Source organism: Sphingobium sp. PNB, assembly GCF_019873065.1.
GTDB classification, from domain to species: Bacteria; Pseudomonadota; Alphaproteobacteria; order Sphingomonadales; family Sphingomonadaceae; genus Sphingobium; species Sphingobium fuliginis.
The window spans coordinates 33,340-45,036 of sequence record NZ_JAINEZ010000041.1 but is presented as its reverse complement, the minus strand read 5'-3'; the positions used below and the strand labels follow the sequence as shown (position 1 = coordinate 45,036).

The 11,697-nt window shown below is 65.8% G+C and carries 10 protein-coding genes; 3 read left to right on the top strand and 7 right to left on the bottom strand.

The window, feature by feature from the left end:
* From K7W03_RS15025 to K7W03_RS15015, 3 genes are all read left to right on the top strand, one after another.
* Window positions 1–2,308, top strand: a 2,308-nt coding sequence (locus K7W03_RS15025; RefSeq protein WP_319024319.1) for a fimbria/pilus outer membrane usher protein, incomplete at its 5' end; no start/stop codon positions are given.
* Complete coding sequence (locus K7W03_RS15020) at window positions 2,305–2,811, top strand: spore coat U domain-containing protein (protein ID WP_044662699.1); 507 nt, start codon at window positions 2,305–2,307, stop codon at window positions 2,809–2,811. The genes K7W03_RS15025 and K7W03_RS15020, both read left to right, overlap by 4 nt.
* A 265-nt stretch (window positions 2,812–3,076) precedes the next feature.
* A complete protein-coding gene (locus K7W03_RS15015) occupies window positions 3,077–3,730 on the top strand; it encodes a Crp/Fnr family transcriptional regulator (protein WP_025547559.1) in 654 nt (217 codons plus the stop codon).
* A gap of 182 nt (window positions 3,731–3,912) precedes the next feature.
* Here K7W03_RS15015 and K7W03_RS15010 read toward each other — a convergent pair whose 3' ends face one another.
* The 7 genes from K7W03_RS15010 to K7W03_RS14980 form a co-directional block, all read right to left on the bottom strand.
* A complete protein-coding gene (locus K7W03_RS15010; RefSeq protein ID WP_222886691.1) occupies window positions 3,913–5,370 on the bottom strand; it encodes a TRAFs-binding domain-containing protein in 1,458 nt (485 codons plus the stop codon).
* Between the two features lie 52 nt (window positions 5,371–5,422).
* Window positions 5,423–6,022 (bottom strand): hypothetical protein, encoded by a 600-nt coding sequence (locus tag K7W03_RS15005; RefSeq protein ID WP_044662700.1) that lies wholly within the window; start codon window positions 6,020–6,022, stop codon window positions 5,423–5,425.
* Complete coding sequence (locus tag K7W03_RS15000) at window positions 6,023–7,735, bottom strand: toll/interleukin-1 receptor domain-containing protein (protein WP_222886690.1); 1,713 nt, start codon at window positions 7,733–7,735, stop codon at window positions 6,023–6,025.
* 409 nt (window positions 7,736–8,144) lie between these two features.
* Window positions 8,145–8,960: a ferredoxin--NADP reductase gene (locus K7W03_RS14995; protein WP_222886689.1), complete on the bottom strand. Its 816-nt coding sequence runs from the start codon at window positions 8,958–8,960 to the stop codon at window positions 8,145–8,147.
* Window positions 8,961–9,118: 158 nt separating this feature from the next.
* Window positions 9,119–9,331 carry a hypothetical protein gene (locus tag K7W03_RS14990; RefSeq protein WP_226870181.1) on the bottom strand — a complete coding sequence of 71 codons (213 nt, stop codon included), beginning with the start codon at window positions 9,329–9,331 and terminating at the stop codon, window positions 9,119–9,121.
* Window positions 9,332–9,474: 143 nt separating this feature from the next.
* Complete coding sequence (locus tag K7W03_RS14985; RefSeq protein WP_222886688.1) at window positions 9,475–9,792, bottom strand: hypothetical protein; 318 nt, start codon at window positions 9,790–9,792, stop codon at window positions 9,475–9,477.
* 111 nt (window positions 9,793–9,903) lie between these two features.
* Complete coding sequence (locus K7W03_RS14980; protein WP_061938393.1) at window positions 9,904–11,499, bottom strand: phosphoenolpyruvate carboxykinase; 1,596 nt, start codon at window positions 11,497–11,499, stop codon at window positions 9,904–9,906.
* Window positions 11,500–11,697 lie beyond the last annotated feature (198 nt).

The window sequence follows — 11,697 nt, the reverse complement described above, 5'->3', positions numbered from 1 at the left end:
AGGGGCCATGGTCGCGCTCTGCCTCCTGTCCCGCCCCGCCGCCGCCCAGGCTCCCCCCGGCCATGGATCGCCGCCGGCCGCCCGGGAAGACGGCGACGGGCCCTCGCTGATGCTGGTCCGGCTTCTGGTCAACGGCCAGGCGCAGGAGGGCGAGATACTGGCCGGGCGGCGCGGCGATGCCTGGTTCCTGAAGGCCGCGGACCTCGAACGCTGGAAGATCCGCCCCGATGCCCCGCCCGTGACGATCGACGGAGAGGCGCTGGTCCCCCTCCCCTCCTTCATCACGCCCTCCTTCGATGCGGCCAGCCAGCAGCTTGACCTGACCGTACCCGCCGAACGGTTCGCGGTGCAGCGGCTTTCCGGATCGGCCGGCAGGCTGCTGCCCACAGCCGGCACCTTCGCCGCCTTCCTCAATTACGACCTGTCGGTCTCCTATCAGGACGAACTGGCCTCCTCCGCCTTCCTGGAAGCCGGCCTGTCGGACGATTGGGGCCTGTTCGCCAACAGCATGACGGTCGGGCAGAGCAGCGGCATCGGCAACGGCGTCGTGCGGCTCGACAGCTATTTCATCCGCGACGATCCCCAGGATCTCCGCCGACTGATCCTGGGCGATACCGTCACGACCAGCCCCGACTGGGGTCGCCAGATACGCTATGGCGGCGTTCGCTACGGCACGGAATTCGGACTCAGTCCCACCCTCATCACCTTTCCCACCCCCGCCTTTCTCGGCCGCACCGCCGTGCCCTCCAATGTCGAACTGCTCGTGAACAATGCCGTGCGCTTCCAGTCGGACGTCGATCAGGGGCCCTTCTCCATCGATCAGGTGCCTCTGGTAACAGGCGCGGGCGAGGTGACGCTGGTCGTGCGCGACGCCACGGGCGTCGAACGGCGCGTGCGCACGCCCTATTATGTCAGCCCCCGGCTGCTCAGCGCCGGGCTGTCCGCCTGGTCGTTCGAAGCCGGGGCGGAACGGCGCGACTATGGCATTGCCAGCTTCAGCTACGGCACCGCCTTCGCCGCGGGCAGCTACAGGCGCGGCCTGACGGACTGGCTGACCGTGGATGCCCGGGCGGAGGCGAGCGGCAACGTGCAAATGCTGGGCGGCGGCCTGTCGTTGGTCTGGCCGCTGCTCGGGGAATTCAGCCTCGCTTTGGCGGGATCGCGCGGGAGGGAGGGGAGCGGCGGCCTCTATCGCGCCTCCTTCGCCCGCATCACGCCGCGCTGGAACATCGCGCTCAGCTATCAGCGCGCGTCGGATCGCTTCGACCAGATCGGCATAGACCGCCCGGCGGACCGCATCGCGCGGCAGTTCCAGGCGTCGGCAGGGGCGTCGCTCGGCGATCTGGGCAGCATGGTCGTGACCTGGACCGACCTTGAATATGGCGACGGCAACCGGGCGAGGATCGGATCGGCCAATTACAGCGTCGGCATCGGCAGCCGCGCCTATATGAGCCTGTTCGCCATCCGCAGCGACATGGCGGGACGGGAACCGGAGGCGGTCGTCGGCCTTGGCCTCACCATTCCGCTGGGCCCGCGGACCAGCGTCTATGCGCAGGGCGACAATCGCAACCGCCTGGCGGAAATCCGGCGGACGGCGCCGCTTTCGGGCGGCTGGGGCTATCGCCTGGCGGGCAGCGAGGGCGAAAACGACCGGCAGCAGGCGGAAATGAACTGGCGCGGCTCCACGGGCGAGCTGAGCCTGGAGGCGGCCCGCTTCCGGGGCAAGACGGGCGTGAGGCTGCTCGCGAGCGGCGGGGTCATGTTCGCGGCCGGCGGCATCCATGCCTCCCGGCGGATCGAAAATGGCTTTGGCGTGGTCGAGGTGCCGGGGCAGGGCAATGTGCGCATCTATCAGGAAAACCGCCCCGTCGCGCGCACCGACCGGCGGGGCATCGTCATCGTTCCGGACCTGCGCCCCTATGAGGCGAACCGGATTTCGCTGGCGCCGTCCGACCTGCCGCTGGACGTGCGGCTGCCCGACGACACGATGATCGTCGTTCCGCGGATCAGGGGCGCGGCCCATGCCCGCTTCCCGGTCGAGCAGGACCGGCCGGGCACGGTGGTCGTCGCCACCGCCAACGGCAAGCCGGTCGCAGCCGGCGCGAACGTGCGCACCGACGACGGCGAGACGCTGTTCGTCGGCTTCGGCGGAGAAATTTTCGTGCGCAATCTCCGCGAAGGGATGGTGCTGGAGATCGACACGGGCGGCGGCGTCTGCAAGGCGACCGTGACAGGCATCGCGCCGCGCGACACGCTGCCCCGCATCGGCCCCGTCGCCTGCGCGTTCCGGCGGGAGCCGGCGCCATGAGGCGGCGCGCTCAGGCCCTGACGGCCCTGCCGCTGCTGACGGCCATCCTGTTCCTGATGCAGCCAAGCCCTGCCCAGGCCGCCTGCAACGGTCTGGCCGGCTGCTCCTGCACGGTCACGGCCACCGGCATCAGCTTCGGCAACTATAATCCGCTCTCGCCCACCGCGACCGACGCGACGGGTACGATCAACGTCCATTGCGATCTTCTGGTGGCGCTGGCCGGCTCCTACACGATCGACATCAGCGCCGGCAGTTCCGGCAGCTTCGCGCCACGCACGCTGCGAAGGGGCGCCGCTGCCCTCAACTACAACCTCTACACCAACGCCGCACGCACGCAGATATGGGGCAACGGCACCGGCGGATCGGTCAACGTCACGCGCACCGTCCTGGCATTGCTGGTATTCAACGACAGCGTCACCGTCTACGGCCGCATCCCGGCGGGACAGAATGTGGCGGCCGGCGCCGGCTATCTCGACACGCTGACGGTGACCGTCACCTATTAGGGCAGCGTATACGGGCCGGCGTCAAGCTGAGCATGGTGGGCGCCTTCTCCCGCCCAACGCCTTTGTCGGAGATCGACGAAGCGTGATGCACGTCACGCGCAAGATGGGAAGAGGCGCTTATTGTTCCGCCCGCGACCCGAGGAACTCAGGCTTGCCTGATTTCCAACTCAGGGCCCGGCAGCCTTCGCGCTGCTGGGCCTTTTTTTGAGAGCCATCAGCCGGTAGGTTCGACCGCGCTGGCCCACATGGTTTTTGGGGGAAGAGCTTGCTTGAGACGGAACGGCTGGCCGTTATCAGAAGCGTGTTTTCATGTGGGCAGGCAGGTGCCGAGGCTCTGGCGTCCGCCGTTCGCGACATGGTTTTTCCGCACAAGGCCGTCGTCGCGCATCAGGGCGACCTGGCCGATCATTGCTGGGTGGTCGTGGAGGGCGCCGCCCAGGCCCAGATCAACTCGGCCGATGGCCAGTTGACCTTGCTCGCTTCCCACGGGCCGGGCGAAATCTTCGGCAGCTATCCCGAACCGGCGGCGCTGCGCAGCGACATCGTCGCGCAGGGTTCGCTCCATCTCCTCTGCATCGAAACCTCGGCATTGGTGGACCTGGCGCGGCACAGCGCGGATATCGCCCATGGCCTCAGCCTGCTGTTCGCGCGGCAGTTGGACGTGATGCTGGACCGCATGGCCGCCAGAACCACTTTGACGGCGAATGGCCGGGTCTATGCCGAACTGCTGCGCCTTGCGGGCGCCTCCAACCGCATCGAGCCGCCGCCCGTGCTGTCCGCGCTGGCGCTGTCGGTGCATACCACGCGGGAGACGACATCCCGGGCCATTGCGCATCTGCTGCGGCGGGGCATCGTCAGCCGGACAGACGAGGCGCTGGAGATACTGGCGCCGCGCCTGCTCGCCGAATTGATAGCGTGAAGCCTGCCCGGACCACGCCATGCGGAGATCGGGCCTGCAAGCGCCGATTCTCCTCCCGGTCGCGGAAGCCGGATCCTCGCACATCCTGAGCGACGTCCGATGAACCGGAACCGCTCACATCCGTTCGCCCTCAGCTTGTCGAAGGACTCAGCGCGGACCAGAAAGAGGTGATTCCCCCAGGCTCAGGGAAACAGGCCATAAAGCGCCAGGTCGCCCGACGCCGTCCTGATGTCGCCCATCGGCTGCACATTCGCCTCCGGCGCATGCAGGGCAAGGGCAAGGGCGGCCGACTCACTCAACGCCACCGCCCCCTCCAGGTCCGCGGCGGCGATCATGAGCGCACGATCCCAGCGTCCGTCCTGCGTGTCGGCCAGGGCGCGGTAATCCAGCGCCAGCCGGGCCTCGGGATGATCGCCGCGCAAAGCAGCGGCCCTGTGGGCCGCGTCGGCAAGGGAAGACAGGCCATAGGCATGCTGCCCCTCCTGCCCGATCAAGAGCGTCGCATCCCCGCCGAAGTGGAAGGGCAGGGATTCCGGAACGGCGATCAGCGCCACGACTTCCGCCTCCGGCGACAGGGCGACCTGAGCGGCGTTGCTCCGTTCCAGCGCCAGCCGATCCAGCCGAAGCCCCAGCGCTTCCCAGCCTGCCATGTCGCCTCCCCCCTCCTCGCCCCGCCCGACGATCTGCAAGGCGCGGGCGGAGGATTGCAGGCGCTTGGCCTCGCACAGGGCCAGCCCCATGGCGGCCTGCCTCGACACCTCGACGGATGCATTGCTGAGCGGTTGCCAGTCGTCCATTTCCCTGACCGACACCGCCCTTCCCATCAACGCATCGAACCGATCGGCCCATGCCGGACCGAAAGGATCGACCGACGCCGCCCGGAACAGTTCGGCCGGACAGGGCAGAACGACATGCAGCTGGCGGCCCGCCTCAATGGCCGCCTCCGCCACCAATATGTCCGCCCCGGCGGCCAGCGCCCCGATCACCATGGAAGGGGCCAATGCATCCACCGCCCCGGCAATCGTGCGGGCCGCCTGGGCGTCATCGGCTGCAAGGCCCAATATTCCTTCGAAATAGAGCGGCGAAGCCGGACGGTGACGGTCCAGCCAGTCCGCCGGCCGCCCCGCCTCCGCCAGGATCATCGCGAACTGTCGCAGCGTGGAGGCATGGTCTTCCCACGCTTCGGGCTGATGCCCGATGGCCTGCCGCAGCATCCGTTCGGCATCCTGGGTCCGGCCCAGCAGCAGCAGCGCCTCGGCCCGCGTCGCATCGATCCAATAGGGCGTCTCGGCGGCGCGCAGCGGATCGTCGAGCAGCGTCATCACGGCATTGGCCAGCGCCACCGCCGCCTCGTGCCGCCCTGCCACATAGGCCAGCGTCGCCGCGTTGATCAACGGATAGGTCGCATGCGAAAGGGCGGAAGCACGCTCATAGGCGGTGATGGCCCGGTTCAGCAATTCTTCCCGCGCCGCGCCGCTCTCCCCCGCCGCGCGGTCCTTCAGCAGGCGTCCGTAAACCGTCAGCACATCCGGGTCGTCCGATTGCGGCGACAGGCCGGCGGCATGGAATGTGGTCCAGGCCTGTTCCAGCGCGCCCGCCCGGGCCAATCGCGTGATGCTGTTAAGCTGCGGCCTGATCATTTCCCGCCTTGTCCCACAAGCGCCCGTCCGCCGCCACCGGATTCGCGCGATCCTATTTCCGCGGTCCCTTGCTGACGCCGTCGGGATCGATCGCCAGGACAACCCCCGAATCGCCGCCATGTTCATAACGGCCGCGAATATAGAGATTGAAGATGAAGCCCTGCTCCTCCCCTTCCTTCAACGGTTCGCCGGTATAGCCGTTGCACATGTAGTTGCGGCAGCGCAGCGCCGGATAGCCGCCGATGTCGGTCATCTCCAGGTCGTAGAAGCTGCGGTTGGGCGCCACCGGCGCGGGCGGCGGGGGCAGCGAACTGTTTTCCTTCTTCTCCACGAACCAGATCGGATCGGTGTCCTTTCCGTCATGGAAGCTGTAGCCGGGCGCATCCAATATGATGGTGAAGAAGCACATATATTCGACGAAGGCGATGTTCTCGAACCCATAGCCCCTGAATTCGGGATATTGCGCGGGGTCGCGGGACTGCGCCATCTTCAGCAGGCGCGCCTCCGTGGCCTGCAGTCCGCGTTCGCAGATCGGCGCGAACCAGCGGCTGACATTCCACGCGCCTTCCCGCACGCGAATGGAGAGCAGGGTGACATGATCGATCTTGTCGCCGGGGCCGATGGTCCTGACACTGTTCCCGTAAGGCAGCATTCACTCCCCCTTTGCCGAAGCCCTGTCATTCGACTGTGCTATAGCATCCAGACGTCGGATCGACGTAGCCCGAAATGCCGGGTCCGCCGCGGCCGTCGGACTTGCATCATGCATGATCCGACGGGCCTGGTCGACCAGTCGGTGGACCTCCGCGCCCTGGTGGCGCGCCCTCGCCACCTCGGCTGCATCCATCAGCAGCCGCAAATGCTGCTCGAACCAGTTCTGGTTCTCCGGATCGCGCTGGCGCAGCGCCGAAGACTGGCTCCGCGCATCGCGCAGCAGCCTGACCGCCTTGGCCGTCTCACCGGTCTCGAACGCGATCCGTGCAAGCGAACGGGTCGCCACCAGAGTGTCATAGGCGATGTCGCCATTTTGCGGATCTTCCCGCCGCAAGGGTTCGAGCAGCCTCAGTTGCTCCAGCCGATGCTGCTCCGACGCCCGGAAGTCGCGGCGGTCGAAATGCACGTCGGCCAGCCGCGCATGGCGTTCGGCCACCTCCATGCGAATGTTGAACGATCCGGGATCGGCCTGCTGCGCCCGCTGGAACCAGTAGAGCGACTTCGCATAATTCCGGATCGCATCGTCATGGTCGTTCTTCGATTCCCATTGGACCGAAGCGATGTTGCTGAGCGCATAGCCCATTTCCGTGAAGCTGCGCGCCGCCTGGGGCTGATACCGGAAAAGCTCGCGGGCCCAATGCAGATAGGCCCGATAATGCCTGAGCGCGGCGTCGGCCTGCCCGGATAGCTGATCGACCTGCCCGATCCAGAATTCGCTCTGCGCATGAACGAAAATCCATTCGGGGCGCTTGGGATCGTCGTCCAGCAGAGCGGTGGTGGTGCGATGCGCTTCCTCGAATTTGCGCCGCGCCGCCGGCAGGCTGCCGCGCGCAATATCGTCCTCCCCCATCGCCTGAAGGATGCGCGCCCGCCTTTCCAGGCTGTCGTCCGGCAAATCGTCGAGGTCGCCCTGGTCCCGATAATAGTTCATCGCCCGGTCGTTGACGACGGTCAGGGCATCCAGGCGACCGACGCTGCGCAGACGTTCCCGCAAATCGGTCAGCATGAATTCGATGATCCCTTCTGCTTCGGCGCGTTGCCGCTCCGCTTCCCGCTGCGCTTGCAAAGCCGCAATCGACAGCGCGAGAAAAGCTAGCATGACCAGCAGCAGGGCCAGCGTGACAGCCGTCACGCGCCGGACGCGCCGCTGCGCATCGCGCTGCACCAGCCGGTCCAGGCCGATCCCGGCCAGCCCGGCAATGATCTTCAGGGTGCCCAGCCGAACGCCGTCGCCCTCCCGCCGAAGGTCGGCGGCAAGCGGTTCGCCACCGTCCTGCAGCGCGGGCGGAAAGGCCTCTTCCGGTTCGCCTTCGATGATCGCCGCCAGGATCGGCCGGTCGGGATGGAGGACGCGGAACAGGCGGATTTCCTTGTCCACCCAGGGCGAAGCCGCCGCATGGGGCGAACACAGGACCACCAAAGCCGCCGATCGGGAAAGCGCCTGCTTCACCGCCTCTGACAGGTCGGCCGCGGCAGGCAGTTCGTCGCGGTCGCGGAAGATCGGGCCAAGCCGCCGCCCGCCGTCGGATCGCATGGCGCCCTTGGGCAGCCGATAGGATTCCAGCCGCCGTTGCAGCCCGCGCGCGGCCCGAACGTCCCTGTGATTATAGCTCAGGAAAGCGGTGTAGGCCGCCTTCGTACTGTCTGCCCGCATCTCCACAAATCGCGCCGTCGCCCCTTCCTACGCCGGAGGTGGACTGCTTATCGCGATGTTCCACCGAAAAATCGACCGCTTTGCCGAATCGCCCGCTGCCGCAACGGCCGAATGGAGCCGCATCCCGGGCGCGACTCGCCGCGAGGGCCATGCGCGGACGCCGGAGCATATCCGATAAACCGTTCATAATGGACGATGATCATCTTGCCATCGGCACGGGAAAGGGAAACAAGGATAGGGACCGGCCAGAAGCAAAGCCTCGGGTCGCAGCCGGTTCATTGCGATGACATCGTCTGGCGCCGTTGCGATGCCGGCCTTGCGCCGCCTGCCCCCGTCATGAAGACCATCCACGGAAAAGCAGAAGGGCCGGCATCGCCGCCAGCCCTTCCCTTGCCGATGCCGCAGGCGATCAGCCTACGAAGGCGCGCTCGATCACATAGGCGCCGGGCGCGGCGTTGGAGCCTTCGGCAAAGCCCTGTTCCTCGAAATAGGCGCCGAACTGCTTGATCATCTCCATGCTGCCGCACATCATGATCCGGTCGGTCTCGGGATTGAACTTCGGCTCGCCTGCAATCCCTTCGAACAGCGCGCCCGTTTCCACCAGCGTGTCGATGCGGACATTGTTGCGGAAGGGTTCGCGCGTCACGGTCGGCACATAATGGAACTGGCTGGCCGCCTGCTCGGCCACCAGCGGATCTTCCGCCAGCTTGCCCGACAGCTCGTCATGGAAGGCAAGGTCGCTCACCCGGCGGACCGAATGCACCACCACGACCTGCTCGTAAAATTCATAGACGTCCGGATCGCGCGCCAGGCTGAGGAAGGGCGCCAGACCCGTGCCGGTCGACAGCATGAACAGCCGCTTGCCCGGCAGCAGCGCGTCCGTGACGAGCGTGCCGGTCGGCTTGCGCCCCAGATAGATCTGGTCGCCGGGCTGGATCAGTTGCAGTTTGGACGTCAGCGGCCCGTCCTGCACCTTGATCGACAGAAACTCCAGTTCCTCGTCCCAGGCGGGGCTGGCGACCGAATAGGCGCGCAGCAGCGGCTTGCCATTGTCGCCCTGCAAACCGATCATCACGAACTCGCCCGACCGGAAGCGGAAGCTGGCCGGCCGCGTGATGCGGAAACTGAACAGATGTTCGTTCCAATGCCGCACCGACAGCACGGTTTCCACTGAAAGCGCGCCGGTCGGTTCCAGCACCGGCTTTTCGATCGTCACGTCGTTCAAAACCTTTTCCCCTGCCAAATCCAGGGCGACTGTCGCGGTAAGAGCGTCAGTTGCGTGGGCTTCGCAATAAGCTATGCAGCGCGAATGCCCCTTAGGACGTTCCAAGGCAAGGCGAAAAAAACTTGTCCGTGCGAAAGCTGGCGATCATCCGCTCCGGATCAGGACCGCGGGCAAAGCGGCGGCACCGCGCGACGCGCCGGCACGCAGCAGGGAAGATTGCGCGTCTCCGGCGCATTCAGGGCACGGTAGCTGGGCACGCAGGCCCCGTCCTGCATCCATTCACCGGACAGAAATTGGCTCTGCGCCTGCGCGTTGCTGCTCAATATCGCTGCAATGGCGGCGCTGCCGCGCAGCATATCCCCCATCATCATGATTTTCCCCTGCTCCCGGAGCGCCGACACGCCCGTCCCGCAGCAAGCTCATAATCGCTTATCTATCCAAAAGCATACCCAATCCGGGGTATCCCGGCCATTTCCGCAAAATCCGTCATCCCAGCGTGTGCCGGGACGGCGGATCAGCCGAAAAGACCTTTGGCCAGCCCGCCCAGTTCGTTGAGCGGATTGCCGTCGCCATCCCGGTCGAACAGGCCTCCGATCTTCGACAATATGGCTTCCGGGCCGCCGAAATGGGCGAACAGCTCCTGCAACTTGTCCGCCGACACGCCATGTTCGGCGGCCGTGGTCGCCAGCGCGGCGACATCGGTCTCGCCCGAAGCGATCTTGCCGCCGATTTCGCTCATCAAGGCCTGCATCTGGTCGGGCTGAAGGCCGATCTTCGCGGCAACCGCCTCCAGGCTACCCATATTGCCCAGCAAATCGTCGAACAGTGCCATAGCTCATATCCCGCTGAAGTTTGATGCAGGATAGCATTCCGTCCCGCCGACGGGAAGCGAAAGAGGCCGGAAGATCGCTCCCGGCCACTGTCGTTACGAAATGCGGGCCTGTCAGGCCGCCGTCAGCGCCGCGTCGCGCACCGACGCATCGACATGATCCTCGAACTGGGCGAAATTGTCGACGAACTGCTTGACCAGCTTGCCGGCGGTTTCGTCATAGGCCGCCTTGTCGGGCCAGGTCGCGCGCGGATCGAGTATGGTCGAATCCACGCCCGGAACCGCAACCGGCACCTGGAAGCCGAAATTGGGATCGGTGCGGAATTCGGCGTTGTTGAGGCTGCCGTCGAGCGCCGCGTTCAGCAGGGCCCGCGTCACCTTGATCGGCATGCGCTTGCCGACGCCATATTTGCCCCCGGTCCAGCCGGTGTTGACCAGCCAGCAGGTCACGCCGCCCTTGTTGATCCGTTCCTTCAGCAGGTTGCCGTAAACGGAAGGGTGACGCGGCATGAACGGCGCGCCGAAGCAGGTGGAGAAGGTCGCGGACGGCTCCGTCACGCCGATCTCCGTCCCGGCGACGCGCGCGGTATAGCCCGAAAGGAAATGATACATGGCCTGGTCCGGCGTCAGCCGCGCGATCGGCGGCAAAACCCCGTAAGCATCGGCGGTCAGGAAGATGATGTTCTTCGGCACCGGCCCCAGATTCTTCTCCGACGCATTCGGGATGAAGTCGATCGGGTAGGAACCCCGGCTATTCTCGGCCAGGCTGTTGTCGTCCAGGTCGATCTCGCGGGTTTCCTCGTCGATGACGACATTTTCCAGCACCGTGCCGAACCGCTTGGTGGTGGCGAAGATCTCCGGCTCGGCCTCGGCCGACAGGTTGATCATCTTGGCGTAGCAGCCGCCCTCGAAATTGAAGACGGCGGTGTCCGACCAGCCATGCTCGTCATCCCCGATCAGCGTGCGGCTGGCATCGGCCGACAGGGTGGTCTTGCCCGTGCCCGACAGGCCGAAGAAGACCGCCGTGTCGCCGTTCGGGCCGATATTGGCCGAACAGTGCATCGGCATCACGCCCCGCGTCGGCAGCAGATAGTTGAGGATGCCGAAGACCGACTTCTTCATCTCGCCGGCATAGCGCGTGCCGCCGATCAGGATCAGCTTCTCGGTGAAGTTGACCGCGATCACCGTCTCGCTGCGGGTGCCGTGACGGGCCGGATCGGCCTGGAAGGTGGGCAGGTCGATGATCGTATATTCAGGCGCGAAATCCGCCAGCTCCTCCGCGCCCGGACGGACCAGCAGCGTGCGGATGAAGAGGTTATGCCAGGCGAATTCGTTGATGATCCGCACGTTGACGCGATGCTCAGGCTGCGATCCGCCGAACAGATCGGCAATGTACAGCTTGTCCTTCTGCCCCAGGGCGGCGAAGAAATCGGCCTTCAGCGCGGCGAAATGGTCCGGCGTCATGGGCACGTTGGTCTTGCCCCACCAGACGGTGGATTCGGTTTCCGCGTCCCTGACGATGAACTTGTCGCTTGCCGACCGCCCGGTATGCTTGCCGGTCTTGACCACCAGCGGGCCGTCCTTGGCCAATATGCCCTCGCCATTGGCAAGCGCGGCTTCGACCAGCGGCGCGGTGCCCAGATTCCAATATTGATCGGCGCTGGTGGAAATGCCCTGCCGATCGAGGGTGAAAGAGGATTTGGCCTGCACGCCTTTACTCCTGAATATCATTATGTCCGGCCGCCATCTTATCATGTTCACGGCCGGTCCGCCTCTCAACGCCGCGATCTTCGCCGCTTGGCGCCATCTGCTGCAGACCTAGCGGGCATAAGCCTTTGCAGAAGATGCGTCAAACCCCGGGAAACCCCGCATCCCCGGCATTTATCCCGAATTCCCATGGCTACACCG

What these genes read in the sequence shown, in the direction of transcription:
- K7W03_RS15010 (WP_222886691.1), bottom strand. Translation starts at nt 5,370, where the DNA reads ATGATCAGGCCGCAGCTTAACAGCATCACGCGATTGGCCCGGGCGGGC.
- K7W03_RS14990 (WP_226870181.1), bottom strand. Translation starts at nt 9,331, where the DNA reads ATGATGATGGGGGATATGCTGCGCGGCAGCGCCGCCATTGCAGCGATA.
- K7W03_RS15000 (WP_222886690.1), bottom strand. Translation starts at nt 7,735, where the DNA reads ATGCGGGCAGACAGTACGAAGGCGGCCTACACCGCTTTCCTGAGCTAT.
- K7W03_RS15005 (WP_044662700.1), bottom strand. Translation starts at nt 6,022, where the DNA reads ATGCTGCCTTACGGGAACAGTGTCAGGACCATCGGCCCCGGCGACAAG.
- K7W03_RS15020 (WP_044662699.1), top strand. Translation starts at nt 2,305, where the DNA reads ATGAGGCGGCGCGCTCAGGCCCTGACGGCCCTGCCGCTGCTGACGGCC.
- K7W03_RS14985 (WP_222886688.1), bottom strand. Translation starts at nt 9,792, where the DNA reads ATGGCACTGTTCGACGATTTGCTGGGCAATATGGGTAGCCTGGAGGCG.